The sequence below is a fragment of the Verrucomicrobiia bacterium genome (assembly GCA_035629335.1).
GTDB lineage: Bacteria > Patescibacteriota > Saccharimonadia > Saccharimonadales > Saccharimonadaceae > DASUUR01.
Window position 1 is genome coordinate 665,887 of sequence record DASPIB010000001.1, and the last position, 23,722, is coordinate 689,608.

Sequence of the window (23,722 nt, forward strand, 5' to 3'; positions counted from 1 at the left end):
AGATGTCCTACTAAAGGAGAAGCTATGCAACCGTGGAAGCTACTGAAGTCAGAAATCGTTTTTGATAAATTTACCAAAATTGAAGAACGCACCTATGAAATGCCCGACGGCCAAGTGCAGCCGTTTTACATTAAAGTTACCAAGCCAGCCATTTGTGTGCTGGCGCTCACCGAAGAACAGCAGGTTATTACCGTTGAACAATTTCGGCCTGGGCCCAACAAAGTTCTTTATGAGCTTCCTGGCGGCTATATTGACGCCGGCGAAACACCCGAACAAGCCATGGCCCGTGAACTGCGTGAAGAAACCAGTTATGCGGGCGATGTTCAGTTTGTGACCGATTGCTTCGACGATGCTTACGCCACTTTGGTCCGGGGTTGTTTTGTTGCCGCCAACTGCAAAAAGGTCGCCGCTCAGCAGCTCGATGCCGGTGAATTTATTACTGTTAGATTATTTGATCTACCGAGTTTTCTACAGCTAGTGCGCGCAGGCCAGATGACCGATGTCGAGGTTGCGCTCCTTGGACTTGATCGATTAAACCTTCTGCGATAAGCCGCGAGGCTCGCAACAAACCCGCACACCCTCTCCTTAATAAAAGGTAACTTGACAAGCACAACCAGCTTGGCCTACAGTGAGCATAAGGCGTCATGAATAAATGAAAAAGCTAATAGCCACGGCTATCGTCACAATTTTTATCGGCTCGACCGCTTTTTATCTATTTCCTCAGTTCAGCACTTTGCCCGATAAGATTAACCTATCGATTAGTCTTATTATTTTAACCTTACAGCTTATCGCCATCGGGGCTTTTCTTACAAGCCTTCGGGCATTTAGAAGAAGCTTGCGAGCCGCCTATTACTTATTGACACTGGGTATTCTGTTTTTTAGCTTTAATCAAATACAATTACCGGTGGTCTCTTTTATAGCGATCGATCCTATTATCTTATCTTTGGCCATTACATTAAGCACTTTAATTGGGGCGGTAGTCTCGTACATAAGCATGTTTCATTTGTCCAAATTGCTTGGTACGGCAGTTTCAAAACGTGACGCTAGCTTTACAATCGCGCTAGCAAGCGGACTCGCAATTGGCGCAGCAGTTGCCCCGCACACACCCTATCCAATTAGCGAACCGATTGTTGATATCATTTTTGGTACCTATATGGCTGCAGGTGGCTTTGCGATTGGCGCAGCCATCTTGGTTTCACGACTGCATCATAGTATTGCACCTATCTATCACACGGCAATGCAGTGGCTGATGGCGTCATTTGTTGCCGTTAGCTTTGCATGCTTCCACGAAACCTTCATTCGGATGGTGCCCCTATTTGATACAGAACCGTTCATCGGCTATATCCTATACGGCTTCTCGCTGTGGCCACTCTTTGTTGTGGCCTGCTTATTCTTTGGCGCCAGCTTGTTCTTTAGAAAAATTAGTAATAATTTCTCACGACTCCCACAGAATACAAATTATATGGACGTGATTACATATGTTTCAGGTTTTATATCGAATCCGGGCGCCGCTGAGGTAGTGTTAGCAAAGACCCATGCCATTGTGGCAGGCATCGCCAATCCAGACCAGCTGACCGATAGCGACAAAGTAAAATTAACGTACGCCTACTTACAACTTGAAGATTATTTAGTTACCAGCGAGCCGTTTCTTAATCTTACCCGTGACGAATTACGATCGCAACTACCTGATTCTTTCCAGGATCGTCTGTAAATGTACACTCAAGAGTTTGTGTGGTAGCAAAATAAGCCACCACACAAACTATACTTGTAAGGTTAGTCAGACTTACACAAACGACCAACGGTTGCGGTTAGTAACTGTAGTTCTTCTTGTGCCGCGCCAGTATTCTTCTGAAAGAAAGGCAGAACCTCGGCCGGCTTTATGAGTGGAGCAACCGCGTGGGGCTCGCACTGAATTGGTACTGGCTTATAGCCTTCGGCAACGGCGGTTACAAAAGCATCAGCCACAAAATCCTTTGAAGCTCCCGAGGCCAGCAGCAGCACTGTTCGGGCGCGCTTATAAAACGCAGCGATGTCGAGAAAGCCTTGCGACAACGTATAGGGTCGAAGTACAGCAGTAAGCCCACAGCCCGACAGCGCCGTTTTTAGTCTCTGGGCTCGGATTGGTTCGGGCGCGCGATCAGAAAAAACAACCGCCGCATCTGCCTTAAACATAGCACCTCCAGGCTCGCAGGAATGGTTCTACTTTATAAACTGCTACTGCTTATGTCAAGGTTAGTTTTTTTGGCGAATTTATATATCAGCGGACGCTCCTTTTTAAAAACTGCCGGATCCATAAAGGCGATCTCGTCGGCTTCTTCACCAACTATAAAGTCAAAATGCGCAGGGGCAACATCATAGACCACCCATAGTTGCCACGCCTGCTTAGACTCAAGAAACATTGGCTCAATACCAAGCGGTTCATACGAAAAGTCGCCCACATAGCCAACTTCTTCATACAGCTCGCGCCGCAAAGCTTCTTGCTCCGTTTCGCCATAATCCATACCACCGCCAGGCAGGTTCCACTTGGGGTTATTCTTTTCTTTGACTACTAACACCTGCCCGTGTGCATTACGGATAACTGCCTTAATCGAGACACGGTAAAAACACTTTGAATGCCAATCATCTTTTAACATACAAGATAGTGTAACACGAGGGCTTAGCAATTGACCGACGAAGTGCTATATATTCCATAGACCGACAGAGATAAGTGGTCATGTCGCGACTAGGCAGAACCCACGACACAAGGCGTCAGCCGGCTAAGAATATTTAATTTGTCAACCGACTAGTTTCGTATTATTGAACGCCCAAGTGATTTATCAAATAGTCGAGTTATCTCGGCAATATAGCTAGGAGCGTCGGTGGCGCTGTTCATTAGGCCTAAAAACTGATCGATTGCCGCCCGAATCGCAATCGCCGTGCTGGCAGTAGTGAAGTCTTGAAAATCACCGCTACGCCGGCCTTGCTCAAGAATTTGTTCGAGCGGCGCAATAACCGTTTCGTGACTTTCGGTTTGGAAAAACAATCGGCCGTCTTCATCGCGCTTATTAAAAATAATTTCAATCCGGGCAGCCATCATTTCTGGCCGTTCGACCATGTACATAAGGTTCGCCCGAATATAAGCGTGCAGTTTATCGGGGGCACTTTTGGCTGTGCGAATATTGTTTTGTACATGCATATACCATTTCGCCGAAATGTCGTTTAGGGCGTAGGCCATTAATTCGTCTTTGTCTTTGAAATGATACAAAATAAGGCTGGTGCTGATACCAGCCCGTTTGGCAATTTTCGCTAGGCTGGTATTAACATACCCAAGTTCAGCCAAGGTAAACACGGTGGCGGCAATAATTTGAGCGCGTCGTCCTTCTTCTTTAATGGCCCGACGGGGTGATTTGGCTGAATGCATAGTCAAAATTATAAAGCGCTATTGCTTGGCTGTCAAATGATTTCTGCTGAGGTTTGCCTGAAAACTGCCTAATTCTTGCCTGTGTTCTGCTACTACGGGGCGAAAGTTATCTGATATCAGGGAAAGTAAAAATTAAATCTGTCCTGGAATGTGTCGTACCTCTGTTGTAAAAAATATTAGACATTTCCCAAAAAGTATGCTATATTTTGAACAATCATTCAGAATAAGGATCACGCATGGCAAAAGATAACGCAATTTTACAGCTGCAAGGAGTCGGAAAAGTCTTCAAAGGTAGCGGAGAAGGACACACCGTCCTTAAAAATATTAATCAAGAATTCATCGCTGGCACGTTTACTGCCATCATGGGACCGTCTGGTTCGGGGAAGAGTACGCTGCTTAACTGCGCCGCCGGCCTCGATAAGCCAACCTACGGCTCAGTAATAATCGATGGGCAATCAATTGCAGACCTATCGGCCACTGACCTAGCTAAATTCCGCCGCGAACACATTGGATTTATTTTCCAGCTGTTTAATCTTATGGCGACACTGACCGTGCGTGAGAATATTGCTTTGCCACTGCGCCTCAGCAATAAGCCCATCGACAAAACCGCGCTCGATAAAGTTATTGCCGCCGTCGGGCTCACCGAACGGCAGCATGTTTTGCCGCACGAACTTTCTGGCGGCCAGCAGCAGCGGGTAGCGATTGCCCGGGCGCTATTTGCCCGACCATCGATTTTATTTGGCGACGAGCCAACCGGTGCACTCGACACCAAAACCTCACGCGATATTTTGACGCTGTTGCGCGACGCCGTTGATACTTATGGCCAAACTGTGGTCATGGTAACGCACGACCCAGTCGCAGCCTCGTATGCCGACCGCGTGCTATTTATCGCCGATGGTGAAGTGGTCGATGAGATTGTGAAGCCAACCGCCGACGCCGTTGCGAAGCGCATGATTCGCTTGGGCGCCTGGGATAAAGCACCGGCAAAGGTTGCCTAGATGTTTCGGCTTGCACTCAAAACTCTCCGCTACCGTCAAGCCAGTTTTCTCGGCGCTTTCTTAGCTATTTTTGCTGGCGTCGCGATAATTATGGCCTGTGGCGGCTTAATGGAGACGGGCATCCGGCTTGATGCCCCGCCAGAACGGCTCAACGCGCCGATTCTCGTTAGCCGCGACTACGAATCGGGTGAACGAGCGCGAATTTCGGGTGACACCATTAAAAAAGCTGAGGCGGTATCAGGCGTCGAGACGGTTGTGCGTGATGTATCATTTGCAGCCGAAATTACCGGCGCGCCCGCAACCCCGGGGCTACATGGCCATGCCTGGGAAAGCGCTCAGCTCACGCCATACACGCTTGCTAGCGGGCAAGCCCCTAGCCGGGCCGATCAAGTGGTAGTTGATAGCAAGACCGCTGAAATCCAAAACGTGCAGGTAGGCGACAAGCTCACCATTAGCGTTAAAGGTAAGCCCTCGGACTTTACTGTTAGTGGCGTAGCGAAAACGACCGCCGCTTTTAATCAGCCGGCTTTATTCTTTGAAACCAACTTTGGACTATCACAGATTGACGGCGGCTGGGTAGACGTATTAGGGATTGTTCCGGCAAGTGGAGCTGATGTTGAGCAGGTGCGGCACGATTTATCGGTAGCTTTAGCTTCAGATAACGTTCTTGTGCTCACCGGTGACGACCGCGGCCAAGCCGAATATTCCGGCATGAGTGGTGCACGAGAAGTGCTGATTGCTGGTTCGGCACCGTTTGGCGGCAACACCGTTGTGGTGGTCGTGTTTGTGGTTGCCAGTATTCTTGGCCTGTCTATTCGTCAGCGCACGCGCGAAATGGCACTGCTACAAACCATCGGCGCTACGCCCGGCCAAGTGCGCGGCATGGTGGTGGCAGAAGTTATGGTGATCGCTATTTTAGCAACCGCTCTGGCTATTATTCCTGGCTATTGGTTGGGTGAATTTATGCTCGATGCCCTGAAATCGGTGCGGTTGGTGCCCGAACCAGTGGTCTTTTACCAAGGGTTTATTCCAGTACTAATTGGGGTATGTGTTGGCCTGGTATCAGCATTAGTCGCAAGCTTGCTCGCCGCTCGCCACGCCACCCGAGTGCAGCCAATCGAAGCCTTGGCCGATGTTGCTACCCAGCGGCGCTGGTTCAGTTGGTGGAAGCTCGGGGTAGCGATTGCCTGCTTGCTTGGCGGTTTATCGCTGGCTATTGTTACAGCGCTCGTCATGCGCGGCGCACTAGCTAGCAGCACTGCCGGCCCAGCAGTTTTGCCGTGGCTACTGGCATTCGGGCTCATGGCGCCAGCACTGATTATTCCTGGCCTGGCGCTGTTTGCCGGTCCGCTCCGGTTATTCGGCCACGGCACTGGCTTCCTGGCCGTCAAGAACGCCCGCGTCCGCTATTTGCAATCGGCAGCTATGGTAACACCTATTATGCTGGCCTCAGCCATGGCGCTCAGCATGCTCTACCAGCAGGCAACTTTGTCTGAAACGATGGAACGGACGTTCACCCAGGACATTAAAGCCGATAGTATCGTACAGGCGACCTCGAACGGCTTCTCGGTTGAAACTGCCAAAAACCTTGGCCAAATTTCTGGCGTTACTGCTAGCTCGCCACTACTGGTGAGCGAAGGCCGGTTCTTACGAAACGACGGCAGCCCCGATGAAGAACCGTTCCGTATGCAAGGTATCTCGGTTGAAACGGGTAAGCCACTTTTCGCGCACAAGTTTGTTGCGGGGTCGTTTGATGGGCTGACCGGACAAACACTGGCGCTTTCAAAAGGCAACGCTGAATATCTAAATCGCAAAGTTGGCGATACAGTCAAGGTCCGCTTTAGTGATGGCCGCGACGAAACGCTCCGTTTGGTGGCAATTTACGAAGCTCAGGCAGGCTTTGAAAGCGGCATTGTGCCGGCAGACCTATTAGCACCACATACCGCCAGCGGCCTGATTTCAACCATAGCACTACAAACAAACGCTACGACCAATCCTGGCGAGCTAAAAAAAGCCGTCGAAGCAGCCACCAAAGCGAGCGTACAACTGAGTAGCGGCGATAGCTTACGCAGCGGTGTGGCCGGCCAAGTATCGGTGTTATCGTGGGTAAATACGCTGTTTACCATTATGGTCACACTCTATGCGCTGCTGTTCCTAATCAATACCGTGGTGATCACTATCTTAGCTCGCCGGCGTGAGTTTGCGCTGCAGCGGCTAATCGGCTCGACTCGCCGCGAGGTCCTGCGGATGACCATGCTCGAAGCCGCCAGCATGTCGATTCTCGGGGTGATCGGGGGAATACTGGTATCGAGCGTTTCGCTTGTACCGTTTAGCATCGCCGTCAACGGCAGCCCGCTCCCGGGCGGTGGCTGGATGATTCTCCTCGGTGTTATTGCTGGGGCGCTACTGCTTAACTTGTTAGTCACCTGGCTAGCTGCCACGGCTGCGCTGCGCGTACCGCCAATTAAAGCAGCCGCCAACAGGGAGTAATCATGCAAACGTTAGTATCAGTAAAGAATTTACGAAAGAACTACGGCGATCACGAAGTTCTCAAAAATGTCAGCTTTGAGGTCAAAAAGGGCACTGTTTTCGCGCTGCTAGGCGCAAACGGTGCCGGCAAAACCACCACTATCAACATTTTATCAACCTTATTACTGCCAAGCGGTGGCGAGCTGACTATTGGCGGATACGATGTCGTCCGTGACGATCAAGCAGTGCGGGCGATGATCAGCGTGACCGGCCAATACGCGGCGGTCGATGAACTGCTCACTGGGCGCGAAAACATGCAGATGATCGGTCGTTTTAGCCATCTGCCCGAAAAAGTCATCAAAAAACGCAGCCAAGAAATTCTCGAGCGGCTTGACCTTATAAAAGTAGCCAATCAACGGGCCGGCACCTACTCGGGCGGCACCCGACGTCGACTCGACCTAGCGATTAGCTTGCTGGCTGAACCACCGTTAATTTTTCTGGATGAGCCGACCACTGGGCTCGATCCGCGCAGCCGTAAAGCCATTTGGGAACTAATTGCCGAGCTGGTAAAAGGCGGTACCACCATTTTTCTTACCACCCAATATCTTGAAGAGGCCGATCAGCTAGCCGATACAATTGCTGTTTTAAACGATGGAGAAATTGTCGCGCTCGGCACAGCCGAAGAACTGAAGCAACTGGTCGGGAAAGACATGGCCGAAATGACTTTTCGTAACAGCAGCCTCCTTAAAAAGGCTATGAAGGCGCTTGGCGACCGGGTGGTTGGCAGCAACCAACCTGCGTTAACCTTAGATGTGACCACCAACGGTGCAGCTAGCGACATTCGCGAGCTGTTAAACCAATTACACGCCCAAAATGCCGAACCCCAAACAATTCATTTGCGTAAAGCGACGCTTGACGATGTCTTTTTATCGTTAACCGGCACCAAACCACAAGGAGGAGACAACCATGCAGAATAATGCTACTTCATGGCTCTTAAAAGACTGGGCCACGGCAGTAAGGCGCAGCATCCGCCATACATTCCGCAACGTTGATTCGCTGGTCACCAGCCTGGCGCTGCCGGTTATGATTATGCTGCTGTTTGTGGTGGTGTTTGGCGGCGCCATTTCGACTGGCACGTCGTATGTTAATTACATCGTACCGGGCGTCATTTTAGTTTGCGTTGGCTACGGCAGTTCCACCACGGCGTCGATTTTAAACGTCGATATGACCCGTGGCCTATTCCAGCGGTTTCGATCACTACCGATGGCTCGGTCGTCGCTGTTAGTCGGGCACGCAGTCGGTAGCTTGGTGCGAAACAGTATTTCGGCAGCTTTAGTGTTTGTAGTGGCGCTGGTAATTGGCTTTCGCCCCGATGCCACACCGCTGGAGTGGCTAATCGTCGCTGGGCTGTTGCTGCTGGTTATCTTTATGCTCACCTGGATTGCCATCATTTTTGGGCTGATCGCGAAAAGCGTGGAGGCGGCAGCTGCGGTGTCGTTTGTGGTGATGTTTTTACCCTATATTAGTAGCGCTTTCGTACCGGTTAATACCTTGCCCGAATGGCTTCACGGTGTTGCCCAATATCAGCCGATCACCCCGATTGTTGAAACCGTGCGCAGCTTATTAATTGGCACGCCCGTCAGTGACACAACCGTATTTTGGGCGTTTGCCTGGCCGATTATTATTCTGGTAATTGCAATTGCTGTTGCTACCAGTATTTTGCGGCATAAGGCGCGCAAAGCGTAGTAGTCAACTTCTGTCTGCATTTATTGCTACTCGGCCTGAGCAAGTATTTTACTCTTCTTGCCTTTTACGCTACTGTTATATATACATGACCGACCACACCACGCTACAACCAAAGGCCTCACAACCGGAATTTTTTAATGGCAAGTTAGTACTGCAATCGCTTGAAAGTATCTTCGACGAAATTTACCTCGTGGGCGGTGCAGTGCGGGATATGTTGCTTGGCCGCGACAGCCCCGACCTCGATTTTGCAACGCCAGCACTACCCGGCGATATTCAAAAAACCTTAGAGAACGAAGGCTTAAAAACTTATCTTGCCGGCAAAAACTATGGCACTATTGGCACAAAGATCGGGCCGTTCTATGTGGAAATTACCTCTTTTAGAGCCGAAAAATACCATGAGGAATCGCGTAATCCTGACGTTAAGTTCGGCGTTAGCTTAAAAACTGACCTCGCTCGGCGAGATTTCACTATGAACGCTATGGCTTATTCGCACACCCGCCTGGTTGACCCGTTTGATGGCCAAGCCGACATTCAAAACAGGCTCATCCGGGCGGTGGGCGATGCCGAAGAAAAGTTTTACGATGATCCGCTGCGGATTCTGCGACTCTTCCGTTTTGCTTCGCAGCTTGGTTTTGAGCCCGAACAATACACTCTTGAAGCCGCGCGCCACACCGTCCCCGCAATTAAGAAAGTATCAAACGAACGAATCCGCAGCGAGTTTGAAATCTTGCTGCAGGGAACATTTTGGATTAATGCCGTGGAAGATTTAGTGAGTTCAGGCGTACTGCAAGCCACTTTTCCAGAGCAATACAGTTTTGCAGCCCTTGAAACCGAGCAGTTGCAGGAACAACTTGCGCGCTACGCCTTTGAGGAACTTCGCGAGATGAGTATTATGGATAAATGGGCACTGTTAATTCGGGCGAGCTTCGAGGCCGTGCAGGCAGAGTGGGGCGACGACCCCGATCTACTGACATTTGATGGCGTTAGCGATAGGCTAGGCTGGAGCAAGAAGACAATTGCCGCTTTAGGCGAGCGGGTGGCGGTAGCTGAGTTTTAATTCGGACCTAGAGGCAATATCTCCTTATATTTTGAACAACAGTGCTATAATCACACACATGAACACCTACTCAGCTAGCACCAACATTACTATTAACGCTCCACGTAGCGCCGTGTGGGAAGCACTCACCACGCCGGCACTGGTGAAGCAGTACTTTTTTGGTACCGATCTGGTCACCACCTGGGAAGTAGGTACGCCAATTTACTTCCGTGGTGAATGGGAAGGCCAGCAATATGAAGATAAGGGCACGGTACTCGAATTCGCCCCTGAAACTTCGCTGGCATTTAACTACTGGTCGCCAGCAAGCGGCATCGAAGACAAGCCCGAGCTCTACCAAGTAATCCGCTACGAGTTAACCGACGAAGGTGACGGCACCAAAGTCACCATCACCCAGTCTAATGTTGACGCCCAGGAGCGCGCTAATCATTCAGTGGAAAATTGGCAGCAAGTTTTGGAGGGTATGAAAAAGCTGGTTGAAGCTCGGCAATAATCTTGCACGCGCATTAATTAGCGTAAAATCGCTTGGCAGGTAAGCTCAAACTGTTTATAATAGCCTACCGTTAGCCGCGATTTATTAGGGAGCAGCTATGACGGCCGCGATTGTTGCAGTTGACGGGGAGATCACTTATGGTACGGCTAAAGATTCGTCAACGGTTAAGTGTGACAAGACAATGGGCGATTGGGTACAAAAAATTTGTGAACGTCTCAAGGACAATCCGGCACGTGAAGTGCGGGTATACGCCCCTGGCTACGAGTCGCTGATTCGTCACGAAGCAAACCAGAGCGGCGGCAAATTTCAGGTTTTTAACATGATCGACGTCATGACCAGCCAGGTCGCATACCCTCCAAAGAAAGGCGAGTTTGATGGCCTGATCTGGACGGGAAGTAGCAATGGCACCGGTTTTGAGGCCTACGAATTGAGGCCAGCGACTATCGGTAAGGGTCCGGTGTACCGAACAATCCAGCCAAGCACTGCGGATAAGCTAGGGAGCGTTATCGAACAGTTGACTACTCGAGGCTGCAGCAAGCTGGCAATTTTCAGGCCGTCGTGGCTCGGGAGCGATAAGATCACCGAAGCCATCAGCCGCAAGGGTCTCACCATCCCTGTTTTTGCTCTTGACAGGGTCGAGATTCTGAGGGCACTGCTGGCGCTGTAAAAGCTTGTTTCGGGGTGCGGTTTTCGCATCCCGAACTTACTATGGCATAATTTACATATCTAATAGGAACATCGCCCGTGAATTACAACAGCGTTCGTCAACAATATAAGCCCAAACAGATCAAGTTATTATTCATTGCCGAATCGCCGCCGCCAGCACCGGAAATCCAGAGTAGTCGCCAACTTTATTACACCGATCGCATTCGTAAAGATGACCGTTTGTTCACTAATACCATCCGCGCGCTCTACCCGGAAGCTGCCGATACCGCAGAAAGTGAGCTAGAAACCACCAAAGAACAGTGGCTACGCCGCTTACAAGCTGATGGCATTTATATGATTGAAGCGCTGGAAGATTCCCAGGAACACGAAGTTACCAAGCAGCAGCGCCAAGAACGCATTGCCGCCAGTCTGCCACGGCTACTCGAACGGGTGCGAGCACTGGCAACCCCTGAAACGAAAATTATTCTAATAAAATCTAATGTATTTGAAGTAGCAGCCGAGCCACTGCGTAAGGCGGGTTTTACCGTGTTAAATACCGAACTGGTGGATTACCCCGGGCGGTTCAACCAGCGGGCTTACCGCGAGAAGCTAGCTACATTAACACGTGACGTATTGTAAAATGGCCCTGGCTAAAAAGCCAGGGCCAGCCGCATCGAGGGGGTTTATTCCGTCTTGCCGTTTGTCATCTCAATAAATACTTCGAAGCTCGGCTCGCCGCTGTACGAAGTCTCGAAATTGTCAAAGGTGCTGAATACCCGCGCTATAACTTCCATAGCATCTTCGCGGCTAAAGTCTTTTTGACCACGCTTCTTTAAATCGAGGATAATCAGCCATTCGGTTTCATCAGGCGAACTCAAAATCTGACGGACAATAATATTGTGGAACGCTCGTCGATTTCTGATATCCTTAACAATCTGTACTTCTTGCTTTGAAAGCTGCCCGTTCACTACGTTTACATACACGTGATGACCTGGCTGTGTGGCTTCAAAAACCAGCTTAAGCGCTCGCTGAAGTCGGCTTCTTTGAACGGCTCCTTGCCTAATTCGTGCTGCCAATGGTTGCCAGGCTACATCTGCCCAGATAATAGCTGTTCGCGTTGTTTTACCCTTGGACATAACACTTCCCTTCAAAAGACGACTTCTTAAAGGTAGCATATTTTATATAATTTTACGAGACAATTGTCCACCAACGGCAGGATAGATGGCCCGTACCTATTTCACGACTCTCAAAGCAGTACGACATGCGGCTTCTTAAACCAGAAAGTCGACGCTAGCATATTGCAAAGAATAAGAAGGCCTTTATTTAAACGACGCACAGTACCTTACGATTGATACACCTTGACAAATTAGGGTAAACCATATTATGGTACTCAAAGTCGCCATCGGCGATGTTCTTTTGCAACTTACAAGAAAGGCTATAAGCCATGCAGCTTCCGCCGTACGAGTTTTCTGGCGACCCGCGCTTCGAGCTGAAGCAGGACTTCACGGTTCTTGCCAGTGAGGTAGTGCAGTTTTTGCAGTGGGTAATCGACCGCGACGATCTTGAGATCGCCCGGTATTTCCCGCTGATGACCCAGGAGCCATTCTTTTTGGTGGCAGCTACTGGGCTCGGCAAAACGGTCGGTGTCCCGGTACACGTGCTGCTGCGCCAGCTGCAAAAGTTGGCCTGGCAGCCGAATCCGGCGCCACGGGTGTGGATTGTTGAGCCGCGTATTCCAATTGCAATTGGGCTGGCGGCCTTCATGAATAGCCTGTGGGAGCGCTTTGCCTCAGAAAGTGGGGTAGCGCATCCGCCATTGTTTGGCTGCATCAGCTCGGTGTCGGGTAATAGCAACCCCGATGCGCCGATCACCTTTGTAACAACGGGTATTTTTGAGCTGACGGCTAAGGCCGGCGAGCTCACGCCCGAACGCGACCGCGTGGTGATCGATGAAGCGCACGTCACGATTGAGCAAAACCCTGGCGTCGAGCTAGGTATTGCTTTGGCGCGCAAGGCTGGCGTGACGATTGACTACATGTCGGCCACCGTCGATACCGATAACCTGGAAGAAACGCTAGGGCTTGAAACCATCATTAAGGCTGACGCCCAGCGGTATCCAATTTGGATGCACAATCTGGGCGCGCCGGCGGTAGAGTGCCTGCCCGAACTGATTCAGCACACGCTGATCGCGCCGGATACTTCCAGCAGCTATTTCCCGCAGCCCCACAATTACGCTGCGGCAGGCGAGGTTTGCCAAGCCGTTGCCGAACCCGGACGTGCCCATGGCATGTTGGTTGTGGTGAACTCCTTTGCCGGAGATTACAGCGACACGGCGCGCCTCAAGGCGATCATCCAAAAGGCGCACCCGGATCTTTCGGTGCTGCAACTGGCCAGCGAGGTTGTTCGCGACCGGCGGCTACTGGAGGCTTTTGAAACGCAACTCGCGAATATCGAGCGCGATCATCAGCCGTACGTCGTACTGGCCACCAGTGTGGTCGAGATGGGCATCACCTTCCCAACGCTCGACTTCGTGGTCACCATGGATTCCGGCTACGAGCAGGAGACTGTGGGCGACGTGACGTTTCCGGTGGTGGCGCCGCTGGGCGTTAATTCGCTACGACAGCGAATTGGCCGGGTTGGGCGTCGGCGTCCGGGTATTGCCTTCATCACCAACGAAGTCGGCGCCTTTTATGCCGAGCTCGATGATGAAGAGCTCAACGACAAGCAAACGCTGCCGTACGAACCGATTCGGTTCCCGCTGGCCGCTTCACCCCTGATGCCACTGGCGTACTACGCCTGTCAGCAGGGCTGGCGCGACATCGATGCCGAAATCCGGGCACTTGCGCTTCCGTCCAGATTGGCGGATAATAGCGAGCGTATGGCATACTTGCACGAACAGTTTGCGAATCTTGAAGCGCTTGGTCTCACCGAGGACTACGTGCTGACGCCGCTTGGTATCAGCATGGAGAAGTGGGTGGGCCGAGTCGATTTGGCGTACGCCGTGCAGCTCCAGAAGAGCCTGACCGAAGATGCCAAGGTATCTGATGTCATGTTCTGGGTGGTTGCTACGGCGCTCAGCAACTCGCCAGCGGCGGCGTTGCGTACCCCGCACGACTACTTTGTCGATTACGAGGGCAAGCACGAAGCCATCGCCCACATCGATGACGTCTGGTCACACTGGGCCAACCACGAAGACGTGTCGGTTTTCAAGATGTTCGCCACTGCGGCAAGCTATGAGCCCGACACCCTGTTTAAGGATGGGTGGTTCGAGCCAGATTCGGATGACCTCTTCGATTTCAGGGTGTGGTGCAACTCGGTAGGCGTCGATATCAGGAAGCTCCGCAAGGCCGCAAAAGCTGTCGAAGACACTTGGCAGCTGCTCTGGGAAACCAACGGCGAGTCCAGCCTGCTTCGGAACCTCTTCGAAAGCGAAAAGGCGCCAAAGCTGCTGTATCTGCCCTGGCGGCAACTGCTCAAGGCATTCCCCGAAAGCGGTTTGTGGAGCAGTCTTTACACCATGCCCGGCTCGGTGACGGTTCGGCTTGTGTTTGACGAAGACACCGGCTTTTACACCTGGATCGACACCGTCAATGGTCGCAGCGGCACTATCTTCCAAGATAATACGCCGGTACCCCTGAATGGCGCGCAGACCTTGATTGCCCGGATTGTCCCTAGCCGTCAGGCAAAGGGCGATGCCACCATGTGGCGCTTGGCGCATATTGGCCGCTAGCAGCTTTTAGTACTTCACCTTTCTTACTGGTTACCTCGACGAGAAGGGCTTCACCGTGGGAGATCCACAGCTGCACCCATACGAGTGCGAAAACCGTGGCTGTAGCAATGGCTATAAGTCCATTTTTTACAAAGCCATTCCCGAATGGTTCCTCGGTATGGGGCTCAGTCTTCCTAAAAATTGCCCGGATTGCCGGAGCTGGAAAAACACGCAGGTTGATACCTCGCGCCTCTGCAAAAAATGCAGGCGCAGGATTTCTTTCAGCCGCGGTGCTAAAATCATGCACCATAAGTTGAAGGGGGCGTTTATTGAGCCTGAGCTTTGTAAGCAGTGTGAAAGTGGCGAGAAAAGCCGGTCGAAGTATAGTCGGAAGCCAACGCGCAATAAGCTAAAGAAGAAGCAGCAAAACGTCAGCCTTCCACTCATGGACTACAAGAGTCTGAGTTCCTATAGAAAAGCTCACTTCGGAAAGCACATTGTCGGGCATCCATCTACTGAGGTTGGCAAACCGATGAGAGGAGGCCGACAGGTGTCTGCAACTTCGCTCGTGGAAGCACAAGCCGACGCGCGCGACCTGTACGAAGCTATCAGTAGCATCGCTACCGATAGCTCGGAAGAGGTGATGCTCTATAATATTAGCTCCACCGAATACGTTAAGGCAGTACCGGTAGGCGACCGGCATGTTGAAGTAACTTTCTTTCGAGGCCAGGGTGACATTTATGAGCCCGTTACAAGTTACGACGATCTGCTCGTCTCTGAAGTCAATACTAAAGTAACGCGTGGACTTTGGTACTAGGTCATTTAGGCTATAATGGAATCGAAAGGACAAGATAATGCGATCAAAGCTTGAATCGCCGACAAGCCGTTGGTATGTAAGCAACCGTCATCTACTTAATACGCCACTTTGGCATGAAGTAGAGAAGCTTGACAACAGTTATGACTGGGTTACGAAAGCAAACTCGATTCGCGACCATTGGCTTGCGTATCTGGGTGACGGAAGCAAGCCTGTGCCAGACATTGTAGGCTGCATTGCGGCTTACGGCGAAGCCAGGCTGCATGTTCATGGTTGGAAGGAATTTCCGATTTCGATACCACCAGAGGATGTGGAGTATTGGCGGGAATCAGACTATGGCAGTAACCTGAAAGAGTTCCATAGCTTCGTCATTTCGGGTGCAGCCGGAGCATTTCTTGAGCCCGCCGCTCGGGACCCTCAACTCACCGCCAGCCTTCTAGACATCCAGCTCAAGAGTAAAATCGCCGAACTTTTTGATCTTATCGAGCGACCGATAGAATGGTATACCCTAGAGGAATTTACACCAGACGAAGTTATAGAAGGCGAAGATGAATTCGACAAAGAACGGATTCGCCGACCCTTCGACCTCGCCGAGGAGTTGCTCTGCTTTACCTATGCTTTTCCGAAGCTGCGAACCTTTGCAGCCACCGGCGACAATGCAGAGCTAGGATTACCAAGCCAAGCCCTTTACGACGCCATGGACGGAGTAGATAATAACAGCTTGTACAAAATTATCGACCAAGTTCGACCTCACTTAGAACGAATTTTAGAATTTCTAGCCCAACAAAATTACTCCGTGGCCATTCCCGCCTCGCCACGTCAATTTTGGTGGCGGCACTGGAAACCTGGTCGTCTATAAGCACCAGCTCCCGCAAAATAACTCACGATTACACTTAAAGATACTTTTCATCCGCGTGAGCAGAAACCTGAGGTAACCATCGCGCATAACGACCTTTTACGTCATAGGCAGGCTGGCGGGTAGCCGGCGTATCGAGCGGTAGTTGCGCTGCTTGTTCAAGCTGGTCAAACACACCGGCAGCTTCTTCTCCTTCTACCAGCTGTAGTATCGGCCGGCTGCCATTTGGTTCATCTACCCGAAAGGGGATGATGCGCTTCGTACGCTCATGGCTATAAACATAGTAGCCGCCCAATACCTCTTGCTGAACGGCTTTCTCTTCAGATACGGCAATCAGCCGAAGCAATTCGCCGGGCATCGCCGCTCCTGACGACACCCGCCCCCAAGTGAGTAGCCATGCATCGGTGCCATCTTTGGTTTCGTACCGATGGTAAAAATCCGTTCGGGCCATTAGGCTAGAGGTATTGCTATAATTAGGGGCGATGGTTAGCTTTTTAAGCAGCGGATTCTGCGCCTGGCGTAACAGATTCGTAAGGATATCTACTCTTCGTTGGGCTAAGCTCATAGGGTGTTTATTAGTGAGCGCTAGAATTTTTTGAGCGTGAGCCCAATTACGGTTCTTTTCTTTTGACTGCTCAAGAGAAGGGGCGGAATCAGATTTGCGATAGTGGGGGAATGATAAATTTTCTGGCGAAGGCATAAGAGTATCCGTAATTACTTGGTTTTAGTAGTATAAAACAACTGCTTCACTTTTATGAAGTAAATTTTTCTAAATTAAAAAGCGGTTGCTTGAGTACTCCTAAAAAATAGAGCACTCAAGCAACCGTCGGCGAAGCTCCTATCAGCCTTCGTTACAGCCCACGACGCCGCTTTTGCGGCTCAATTACAGGCTGCTGCCGCTTGCGACCACCTCCAGAACCCTTGTGAACTCGCTTGACGCCCTTCTGCTTTTTAGTGCACCAGACGCCAAACGCACGATCCTTGCGTGGAATGTTTTCCTCACCCCCTCTCGCTGCTTGTAAAAGTCGTGCTTACCTACTATATCATAGTATGCATTAAGTGTATGCCCATGGTCGTCCAGATATATGCTATAGTATTTATGCAATAGTAACCGATCTTGGGAGTACTCGTGCCCGCGAAAGACATTGCCGCTATTCTTTCAGCTATGTACCCAGATCTTCAGCCGGAAGCGGCGACTGATATAACCAAGCAGTATCTCGATGCAATTGCCAAATGCCTCCAGGATGGTCTTAAGCCAAACAAGGTAACAGTTATAGGAGTACGTCCTAATCTCGAGTGGTTGGCCAGTGCCCTTACTGCTGCGCGTAAACAGAAGGGCATGAGCCAGAATGTAGCAGCAGAAAAACTGGAATGGTCGGTGTCGAAAGTGATCCGAATCGAAGGAGCGCAGACTCAACCTAGTCTCGTTGATGTCAATTCGCTGTGCCAATTGTACGGCATTACCGATGCAAAAACCGTTGAAAAGATGCGGAATATTGTGCGTCGCAACCGTTAACTAGTGCCGATGCGCAGGACGGAGAAGTATCCGTCCTGCGCACACCTTACCACCAAGTTTTAATTATAGAGAAACAGAGCTTTATCGAGCTCGAATAAACAGTCAAGGCTATAGCACTCATCCGTCAATAACGAAGCGCTATTAAGAAGATGTCTTTTCAAGAAAATTCCGCACTCGTGATACCACTTCATCAAGGTGCGTTTCAAGCAGCCAGTGGCTTCCGTCGGGCAGTAGGTGGAGTTCGGCATTCGGTAGATCGCGTAAATAAGCACGGGCGGCGGCTTCGGGCATATAGCCATCACGCGGGCCCCATACAATTAGGGTTGGCGGTTGCTGTTCGCGTAGGTATGCCTGGGCTTTGGGCATCCACTGCAAATTAGTTTTCAGGCCTTCCATAAGACCGACCATAATTTCACGACGCTTTTTGGTGAGCAGTAACGCCCCCGATAATCGCCACATATCCGGTGCCACGCGTTCGGCAACCTCCTTCGATAACCCATCGGTAAACTCATCCCGGAAGCCTTCCTCAGAAACCGCGTCGCGCAACTTAGCTTTACCTTCCGGAGTTGGCTGTTGCCAGTAAGCTTTGAGGGCGTTGTAGCGTGGCCCGAGAGCGTCTTCGTAGATATCGCCATTTTGGATAATCAGCCCGGTTATGCGTTCGGGGTTACGCATTGCTAGTCGCAGGCCAATTTGCGATCCGTAGTCATGCAAGTAAAGCGCGTACTTTTTAAGCCCAAGCTGCTGCGCAAAGGCATCAAGAAATTCGGCGTAGCCATCGAATGTATAAGAAAAGTCTTCCGGTGTATCGCTGTAGCCAAACCCAGGGAAGTCGAGGGCAATGACGTGCCATTTATCGGCAAGCGCGGGAATAAGATTGCGGTACTGAAAAGATGAGCTTGGATAGCCGTGGGGAAGCAGCACAACCGGTGCGCCTTCAGGGCCAGCCTCGCGGTAAAAGATAGTTATGTCGTTAAGGGTAATCGTACGATGTTTCATGAAAGCCTCCGTCGTATTACTGTAATCGTCTTTCTATTTAAACAAGAAGTTGAGAACTTGTGAACCAGCTAGCAGGGGAAGAGCGTGGCTCTATTCTGTTTTTGGGGCGATATCTTGTAGCATTAATTTGAATTCTGGCACTAGTTTTTCTGGCAATTTATCAACTGGAAACCACTGGGCGGCAATAAGTTCAGTAGTATCGATCGTAATTAGCGGTGGTGGTGAATCTTGAAGCACAACATGGTAGACACTTACCTTAAACGGGGCGTAAGGGGCACTTTTCAGAACTAGCCGATCTAAATGTGTGGGCGCGGGAACGGTTTTTAAGCCAAGTTCTTCATACAGCTCGCGCTGCAAGGCTTGAGGCTCGCTCTCGTGCCAGTTCATACCGCCACCCGGCAAGGTCCAATTTTGGGCGCCAAGCCAGTTTTTTACTAGCAACACTTGGTTTTTGTGCACCAAAACCGCTCGCACTCGTGGACGCTTAGCCACCCGGCCATAAACGCTTAAAAAGGGGAGAATTGTCCAATACAACCATCGCCCAAGATAGGGGTAAAACCGATGTTTTGAAATAACAGCAAGCATTAGTCATAATTATACACTTGTTGCCCTTTGATGGTGCCGGGATCATTACTGTCACCGCTTCGAAGGCAAAATATTATACAGATGGAATCGCTGGCTGCCGAACCGAGTCTCGGCAGCCAGCGGCGCAGGCAGCTCAGGCCTGGTCACTCCCTGGCATCACCCGCAGGATGTTACTTGCCATGCGGAGGATTTGATCATCGGGGAGAGCGGCTAGAGCTTGCAGGTCTACCACCTCACCGTCATGATGGCCCAACTTCAGTGAGCTCTTAGTGGTGGGCACGTGATCGAGGTAGCTAGCCGGATCTCCGTGATCGAGGATCGCAAGATGAGTATACGATACCACATCGCCATCACCATTGCAGGTAATTGTGCGTCCAAAATAGATACCCTGAGATCCTGTGCGAATATCGCTTGTTTCAACCATCTGCTTCACCAAGAACTGCCCGGATTGACTCGAAGGAGTGCGGTGGTTAACACCCCTGATCAATCGTTGCGCCGCTCGTACAATAACCTCGGTAGCAACCTGATGATCCATGCCAACCTCCTTTGACAAGTGCACGTTCATATTATATCATTAACTTTTTCTTAAACGCTATCACTTGTGGTGCAGCGCTCATATTCTTATCAAGTCTCATAACAAGCAGGGGGTTGAGCTCCATCGAGCGCCAGAGCTACACTAATTACGGGACTATCGTTTCTTCGCGTACCGGAAGGATGCAGCTGAAAGCGCCAATAAGCCTATGCACAAAAGGATATACTGCGGAAGTTGCGACGAAGTATCCGCAAGGTCGGGGGCAAGCTGTGGAGGTTGGTTAGGTGTTTCCGGTCTTGGAGTTGGATTTGGGTTTGGGTTCGGGTTCGGTTCAGGAAGTTGTTCGACTAAAAAGCCAGCACCCATCACGTAAAGGGCATTGCCGCCGGTTAAAGTAACAAATCTGGTGGCTACATCGCTATTCGGGTCGGCATCAGAGGTCATGCCGGTACCGGTGCCAACAACGAGTGGTGATGATTGGTAACCAGTTGGCGTGCGGAACTGTACTGCATAATTGCCGGGTGCTAGGTTCGTAAACTCGTAGGTACCATCTGGCTGAACGGTGGTCACAGCAACGGTAAAACCGGCATCGTTAAGTAGCGCTACCTCAACACCTGGCAGCGGCGCTTCGCCGCTATCGTGGACACCGTTATTATTGGTGTCTTCAAATACTGAAGCGCCAATCCGCGATAATGTACAGTCGTCGGCTTCGAGGTTGAAAGTATCGCCATTAAAGCTGGCAGCGATGCTCGGTTGGCCGTCTTGCCACGACCAGTTAGAATGGGTGGTCATTTCAAGCTCAATGGTCAGCTGCTGCGTTGCACCAGTTGCCGGAATAGCGCTGATATCAAGCGGACTGCCTGGGGTAATGACAATGTCCTCAAAACCCGGCACAATCGCCCCATTACTATCGCGCAAGGTCACCTGAGCAGTGTCTACCAGCGAAGGATCAATATTGTATAAGTCCAGCTGTCGCCAGGTGGTGGCCAGCGAAATGTTGTCGCAATAAGCAGCCACTGGGTCGACCACTGAGGTATATTTTAGTGTTTGGCAGGGAGAGTTACCGGTAATTGGCGAAAAAGCTACCATCCACGAACGGTCACCAAGTGCCAACATGCAGCCCCCAGCTTCATCATAGACAATGCCATAGGTGGCAAGATTGCCGTTATTTATTGGATCCCAGGTCTTTAAACTCCCTGGAGTATCACCGAAATCTGCACAGCGTGCCATCGTTGCCCAGTCAAAACACATATAGGTATCGTAAACGACTGTTGGGCTTATTTCAGTACGATAGGGTATGTAGGTTCGCGCGGTACCTGGCAAATGACCGGTATCGAATACCGGGTTAGGTATTTCGGTGGGTGATAGCAGGACAGGCGGCACTGTGCGCGGCGTACCATCGAGGCCAAAGCAGTACGCGCCCTCAGTGGCTCCTTCAATCCAAAAGGTACAAAAACCATCCTCTTCGCCAGCACCGGTAAGCATAGGGGTTGTGCCACGAATAGTGTGGGCCGGGTTATTGGCGGTTGATGGTAAAGTAATCGGGGTCGCTGGCCAGCCGCTGCAAATCGCGCCAGTTGCTGGGTCGTAGCACTGCATTCTGGTTCCTAATGGCTGCAGGGCGCCAATTGATGAAGCATTGTAGCGAATATAGGCAATTAGTTTGTCGCCAACTTTATAGAGCGCAGGGCCATAGGCACCATTTTGATCGGTGGAATCAGGAAAGTTCAAGCTAACTGGAGGTAGGGCAGTTCGGCTAGCAATATCCATTCGCACCAGCCGACCATCAGAAGTAAGCGAATGAAAAATTCCCTCTGCCTCATAACCGGCGCTTAAAATAGCATATATACTGAAACCGCCAGCACCGCTTGTGTTGCCAACGGTATTGCCAACCGGTGTATAACCGCAGCCGGTGCCTGTTTCAAGGTTAAAACAAGCAACACCAACCTCACTTTGATTCATGCGCTGGACACCGATATACACTGCGCCAGCCGGGCCAAACGCACCTTCACGATCTAGAAATTCGGTGGTATGCGTTACGCTTACCAAGTCGGTAGGCATGGTTGGATCACCGCTATTTAAGGCCTTAGGGTAGCCCGGCAACTGCTGGCCAGTGACTCGATCGGTGGCGTAAATTGCTGGGTAGGTGCTGGTAACTTCTTGGTGGTGACCAATGTTATAGATAGCATCGCCGTACGGGATTGGCCGCCAACCATCCCCACCCGACATCGAAGCGCTCATGCCGGCCTTCGTAAGTGGTGTTGGGAGTAATGGGCTTACAAGTGTCGTAGCCGAGGGGTTGGTTCCAAGGAGCGGTGCCGGTTGTTCGGGTGCAAATGCCACATCTACCCAGTAATTCCCGGCATTAAAATTTGAATTAGGGAAGGTTGGCCCGGCGCCATAGGCAAACACGCCATTTTCATTGCCAGCGGTGTTTTTTGGCACTAAAATATATGGCGTTTCCATGCCTGTTATGTTGAAATAATTGCGATCAATCGAATAGTGACCGTTGGGGGCAAAATAGGACACAATATAGGTCGTGCCAGCCGTGACATCGATCGGGGTAGCAAAAGTTGCTTCCTGCCAGCCGCTAGCGGTCTCGCCAGAAAAAACCACCGACCCTAAATTGGCGCCAGTCGTGGACCAAAGATTGCCAATATGCGCCCCGGTGTTAGCGGGTGCCTTGTAAAATCGTACACCAGTGACTTTGCCGTCTTGCTTGGGGGTGAATTTCATGCCAAGCTCAATCGAGCCGCCATCGCCGCCATCTTCAACAGCAGGCAAGGTTTCACCCCAAACATTGGTGGACGTCGGTGCGCGCACCACTGCGGCTGATAGGGCCGAGTAGTTATTAGAGGCATCTTTTGCCCGCACTTCATAGCTATACTCTTGACCAGGCACCACGGCGTAATCAATAAACGAAAGCTTAGTAGTTGTTTTATAAAGCGACCCATCGCGCCAAACTTCGTATTCGGTTACCCCAACATTATCGGAAGCCGCAGCCCATGATACCGATAAGTACGCTTCTTGCGGTGCAACGCTAAGTCCAGTCGGCACGCTTGGTGGGGTAGTATCAAGGGGAAAAAGTGGAAATGTGGCGGCATTAACTGGTTTAGCAAGAAATAAAACCGTGAAAAGTGCCAGTAAAATGGCGAGGCGCGGTAAGTAGCGGAGAATCGTTTTGGTTTTCATTTGTTTATCTTGCCCAAGGTTATGTCTTTAGTGTAGCACAAATTACACTACTAAAAGCAAGAGCTTTTTTAAGAGAATCTATCATTAATTATCCTCCTGGCTTCCAGCAGCCCGTCTTCTTCTATATGCTTCAAGCGCCCTTGCCGTGAATACTAATTGGCGTGCCGCATGCTCAATACTCTGATGACGGCGTGGTTTCGATTCTGCCTGCGTCGCCTCGGCATCAGCAGACTCGACCGCTGAATTCTTGCTAAGCGCCCAGCATCTTCCAGGAATTGTAAACCCAGCCTTAACTAAGTCGATGGCTATTTCAGTAATGTCACTGCTCCGATTCTCAACCCCGACTAAAATGAAACCAGCCACTTTTTTCTCCCAATGTAGTGGATCGTCATTACCGGCAACTGTTTGGCTATTCAAACAGGCAACCAACTGCCGGACCACGCTTTGCTGTCCGCTCACTCGCTCGGGAATAGCGAACACTACTATTTGCGCAGCGTTTATTTTAGCTCGTAAAAACAGCCAGTCTTCCGCCGCAGTCCAGCTATCACTGTCCATAGTCAAATGGGACAAGCTGTCAACTAAACGAATAATTTCAGAAGTAACGCCCTGGCTCAGTAGGGCGTTACTCATTACTTTTGCAAGTGCCTGCGTATTTGAAGTGGCGGGTGACTTCTTTAGTGTGCAGTTGAGAATTAAAGCTCGCACTTTGTTCTC

24 protein-coding genes are annotated in these 23,722 nt (G+C 50.7%); 14 read left to right on the top strand and 10 right to left on the bottom strand.

What is annotated here, in order from left to right; all coding sequences use genetic code 11:
• The first annotated feature begins 24 nt into the window (after positions 1 to 24).
• Positions 25 to 549: an NUDIX hydrolase gene (locus tag VD907_03665; protein ID HYG83950.1), complete on the top strand. Its 525-nt coding sequence runs from the start codon at positions 25 to 27 to the stop codon at positions 547 to 549.
• A gap of 103 nt (positions 550 to 652) precedes the next feature.
• On the top strand, positions 653 to 1,711 hold the full coding sequence (locus tag VD907_03670; GenBank protein ID HYG83951.1) for a hypothetical protein: 1,059 nt from the start codon (positions 653 to 655) through the stop codon (positions 1,709 to 1,711).
• A 62-nt stretch (positions 1,712 to 1,773) separates the two neighbouring features.
• Here VD907_03670 and VD907_03675 read toward each other — a convergent pair whose 3' ends face one another.
• From VD907_03675 to VD907_03685, 3 genes are all read right to left on the bottom strand, one after another.
• Complete coding sequence (locus VD907_03675; protein ID HYG83952.1) at positions 1,774 to 2,172, bottom strand: hypothetical protein; 399 nt, start codon at positions 2,170 to 2,172, stop codon at positions 1,774 to 1,776.
• Between the two features lie 32 nt (positions 2,173 to 2,204).
• The gene (locus VD907_03680; protein HYG83953.1) at positions 2,205 to 2,633 is read right to left on the bottom strand and encodes an NUDIX hydrolase; all 429 of its coding nucleotides are present in this window, start codon (positions 2,631 to 2,633) and stop codon (positions 2,205 to 2,207) included.
• 149 nt (positions 2,634 to 2,782) lie between these two features.
• A complete protein-coding gene (locus tag VD907_03685; protein ID HYG83954.1) occupies positions 2,783 to 3,400 on the bottom strand; it encodes a TetR/AcrR family transcriptional regulator in 618 nt (205 codons plus the stop codon).
• A gap of 236 nt (positions 3,401 to 3,636) precedes the next feature.
• Between VD907_03685 and VD907_03690 the strand changes: the two genes are divergently transcribed.
• The 8 genes from VD907_03690 to VD907_03725 all read left to right on the top strand — a co-directional run bounded on the left by VD907_03690 (position 3,637) and on the right by VD907_03725 (position 11,444).
• Entirely contained in the window at positions 3,637 to 4,398 is a 762-nt protein-coding gene (locus VD907_03690; protein HYG83955.1) for an ABC transporter ATP-binding protein, read from the top strand.
• Positions 4,399 to 6,888 carry an FtsX-like permease family protein gene (locus VD907_03695; protein ID HYG83956.1) on the top strand — a complete coding sequence of 830 codons (2,490 nt, stop codon included), beginning with the start codon at positions 4,399 to 4,401 and terminating at the stop codon, positions 6,886 to 6,888.
• 2 nt (positions 6,889 to 6,890) lie between these two features.
• On the top strand, positions 6,891 to 7,844 hold the full coding sequence (locus tag VD907_03700; GenBank protein HYG83957.1) for an ATP-binding cassette domain-containing protein: 954 nt from the start codon (positions 6,891 to 6,893) through the stop codon (positions 7,842 to 7,844).
• Complete coding sequence (locus VD907_03705) at positions 7,834 to 8,613, top strand: ABC transporter permease (GenBank protein ID HYG83958.1); 780 nt, start codon at positions 7,834 to 7,836, stop codon at positions 8,611 to 8,613. The genes VD907_03700 and VD907_03705 overlap by 11 nt, the downstream gene beginning before the upstream one ends.
• An 85-nt stretch (positions 8,614 to 8,698) precedes the next feature.
• Positions 8,699 to 9,670: a CCA tRNA nucleotidyltransferase gene (locus tag VD907_03710; GenBank protein HYG83959.1), complete on the top strand. Its 972-nt coding sequence runs from the start codon at positions 8,699 to 8,701 to the stop codon at positions 9,668 to 9,670.
• 58 nt (positions 9,671 to 9,728) lie between these two features.
• Complete coding sequence (locus VD907_03715; protein HYG83960.1) at positions 9,729 to 10,160, top strand: SRPBCC family protein; 432 nt, start codon at positions 9,729 to 9,731, stop codon at positions 10,158 to 10,160.
• Between the two features lie 97 nt (positions 10,161 to 10,257).
• Positions 10,258 to 10,827: a hypothetical protein gene (locus VD907_03720; GenBank protein HYG83961.1), complete on the top strand. Its 570-nt coding sequence runs from the start codon at positions 10,258 to 10,260 to the stop codon at positions 10,825 to 10,827.
• Between the two features lie 77 nt (positions 10,828 to 10,904).
• A complete protein-coding gene (locus tag VD907_03725) occupies positions 10,905 to 11,444 on the top strand; it encodes a hypothetical protein (GenBank protein HYG83962.1) in 540 nt (179 codons plus the stop codon).
• Positions 11,445 to 11,488: 44 nt separating this feature from the next.
• Here VD907_03725 and VD907_03730 read toward each other — a convergent pair whose 3' ends face one another.
• Entirely contained in the window at positions 11,489 to 11,941 is a 453-nt protein-coding gene (locus VD907_03730) for a hypothetical protein (GenBank protein ID HYG83963.1), read from the bottom strand.
• Positions 11,942 to 12,249: 308 nt separating this feature from the next.
• Here VD907_03730 and VD907_03735 point away from each other — a divergent pair, with 308 nt between their 5' ends.
• From VD907_03735 to VD907_03745, 3 genes are read left to right on the top strand one after another with little or no spacing between them, the layout of a single operon-like run.
• A complete protein-coding gene (locus tag VD907_03735) occupies positions 12,250 to 14,535 on the top strand; it encodes a helicase-related protein (GenBank protein HYG83964.1) in 2,286 nt (761 codons plus the stop codon).
• A 55-nt stretch (positions 14,536 to 14,590) separates the two neighbouring features.
• The gene (locus tag VD907_03740; protein ID HYG83965.1) at positions 14,591 to 15,331 is read left to right on the top strand and encodes a hypothetical protein; all 741 of its coding nucleotides are present in this window, start codon (positions 14,591 to 14,593) and stop codon (positions 15,329 to 15,331) included.
• Between the two features lie 37 nt (positions 15,332 to 15,368).
• Positions 15,369 to 16,187, top strand: a complete 819-nt coding sequence (locus VD907_03745) for a hypothetical protein (GenBank protein HYG83966.1) — start codon at positions 15,369 to 15,371, stop codon at positions 16,185 to 16,187.
• Positions 16,188 to 16,221: 34 nt separating this feature from the next.
• On the opposite strand, the gene VD907_03750 is transcribed toward VD907_03745, so the two are convergent.
• Positions 16,222 to 16,884, bottom strand: a complete 663-nt coding sequence (locus tag VD907_03750; protein ID HYG83967.1) for a hypothetical protein — start codon at positions 16,882 to 16,884, stop codon at positions 16,222 to 16,224.
• Between the two features lie 429 nt (positions 16,885 to 17,313).
• On the opposite strand from VD907_03750, the gene VD907_03755 reads away from it, so the two are divergent.
• A complete protein-coding gene (locus tag VD907_03755) occupies positions 17,314 to 17,700 on the top strand; it encodes a helix-turn-helix transcriptional regulator (protein HYG83968.1) in 387 nt (128 codons plus the stop codon).
• A gap of 141 nt (positions 17,701 to 17,841) precedes the next feature.
• Here the strand turns inward: VD907_03755 and VD907_03760 are convergent, their stop codons facing one another.
• The 5 genes from VD907_03760 to VD907_03780 all read right to left on the bottom strand — a co-directional run bounded on the left by VD907_03760 (position 17,842) and on the right by VD907_03780 (position 23,713).
• Positions 17,842 to 18,699 (bottom strand): alpha/beta hydrolase, encoded by an 858-nt coding sequence (locus VD907_03760; protein HYG83969.1) that lies wholly within the window; start codon positions 18,697 to 18,699, stop codon positions 17,842 to 17,844.
• Positions 18,700 to 18,789: 90 nt separating this feature from the next.
• On the bottom strand, positions 18,790 to 19,284 hold the full coding sequence (locus tag VD907_03765) for an NUDIX hydrolase (GenBank protein HYG83970.1): 495 nt from the start codon (positions 19,282 to 19,284) through the stop codon (positions 18,790 to 18,792).
• Positions 19,285 to 19,417: 133 nt separating this feature from the next.
• Positions 19,418 to 19,819, bottom strand: coding sequence for a hypothetical protein (locus VD907_03770; GenBank protein HYG83971.1), 402 nt, complete (start codon positions 19,817 to 19,819; stop codon positions 19,418 to 19,420).
• 153 nt (positions 19,820 to 19,972) lie between these two features.
• Positions 19,973 to 23,008, bottom strand: coding sequence for a DUF4082 domain-containing protein (locus tag VD907_03775; protein ID HYG83972.1), 3,036 nt, complete (start codon positions 23,006 to 23,008; stop codon positions 19,973 to 19,975).
• A gap of 84 nt (positions 23,009 to 23,092) precedes the next feature.
• On the bottom strand, positions 23,093 to 23,713 hold the full coding sequence (locus tag VD907_03780) for an NAD(P)H-dependent oxidoreductase (GenBank protein HYG83973.1): 621 nt from the start codon (positions 23,711 to 23,713) through the stop codon (positions 23,093 to 23,095).
• Positions 23,714 to 23,722 lie beyond the last annotated feature (9 nt).

What these genes read in the sequence shown, in the direction of transcription:
- VD907_03670 (HYG83951.1), top strand. Translation starts at nt 653, where the DNA reads ATGAAAAAGCTAATAGCCACGGCTATCGTCACAATTTTTATCGGCTCG.
- VD907_03700 (HYG83957.1), top strand. Translation starts at nt 6,891, where the DNA reads ATGCAAACGTTAGTATCAGTAAAGAATTTACGAAAGAACTACGGCGAT.
- VD907_03775 (HYG83972.1), bottom strand. Translation starts at nt 23,008, where the DNA reads ATGAAAACCAAAACGATTCTCCGCTACTTACCGCGCCTCGCCATTTTA.
- VD907_03695 (HYG83956.1), top strand. Translation starts at nt 4,399, where the DNA reads ATGTTTCGGCTTGCACTCAAAACTCTCCGCTACCGTCAAGCCAGTTTT.
- VD907_03745 (HYG83966.1), top strand. Translation starts at nt 15,369, where the DNA reads ATGCGATCAAAGCTTGAATCGCCGACAAGCCGTTGGTATGTAAGCAAC.
- VD907_03715 (HYG83960.1), top strand. Translation starts at nt 9,729, where the DNA reads ATGAACACCTACTCAGCTAGCACCAACATTACTATTAACGCTCCACGT.
- VD907_03690 (HYG83955.1), top strand. Translation starts at nt 3,637, where the DNA reads ATGGCAAAAGATAACGCAATTTTACAGCTGCAAGGAGTCGGAAAAGTC.
- VD907_03765 (HYG83970.1), bottom strand. Translation starts at nt 19,284, where the DNA reads ATGCTTGCTGTTATTTCAAAACATCGGTTTTACCCCTATCTTGGGCGA.
- VD907_03750 (HYG83967.1), bottom strand. Translation starts at nt 16,884, where the DNA reads ATGCCTTCGCCAGAAAATTTATCATTCCCCCACTATCGCAAATCTGAT.
- VD907_03705 (HYG83958.1), top strand. Translation starts at nt 7,834, where the DNA reads ATGCAGAATAATGCTACTTCATGGCTCTTAAAAGACTGGGCCACGGCA.
- VD907_03735 (HYG83964.1), top strand. Translation starts at nt 12,250, where the DNA reads ATGCAGCTTCCGCCGTACGAGTTTTCTGGCGACCCGCGCTTCGAGCTG.
- VD907_03720 (HYG83961.1), top strand. Translation starts at nt 10,258, where the DNA reads ATGACGGCCGCGATTGTTGCAGTTGACGGGGAGATCACTTATGGTACG.
- VD907_03680 (HYG83953.1), bottom strand. Translation starts at nt 2,633, where the DNA reads ATGTTAAAAGATGATTGGCATTCAAAGTGTTTTTACCGTGTCTCGATT.
- VD907_03710 (HYG83959.1), top strand. Translation starts at nt 8,699, where the DNA reads ATGACCGACCACACCACGCTACAACCAAAGGCCTCACAACCGGAATTT.
- VD907_03665 (HYG83950.1), top strand. Translation starts at nt 25, where the DNA reads ATGCAACCGTGGAAGCTACTGAAGTCAGAAATCGTTTTTGATAAATTT.
- VD907_03760 (HYG83969.1), bottom strand. Translation starts at nt 18,699, where the DNA reads ATGAAACATCGTACGATTACCCTTAACGACATAACTATCTTTTACCGC.
- VD907_03675 (HYG83952.1), bottom strand. Translation starts at nt 2,172, where the DNA reads ATGTTTAAGGCAGATGCGGCGGTTGTTTTTTCTGATCGCGCGCCCGAA.
- VD907_03730 (HYG83963.1), bottom strand. Translation starts at nt 11,941, where the DNA reads ATGTCCAAGGGTAAAACAACGCGAACAGCTATTATCTGGGCAGATGTA.
- VD907_03770 (HYG83971.1), bottom strand. Translation starts at nt 19,819, where the DNA reads ATGGATCATCAGGTTGCTACCGAGGTTATTGTACGAGCGGCGCAACGA.
- VD907_03685 (HYG83954.1), bottom strand. Translation starts at nt 3,400, where the DNA reads ATGCATTCAGCCAAATCACCCCGTCGGGCCATTAAAGAAGAAGGACGA.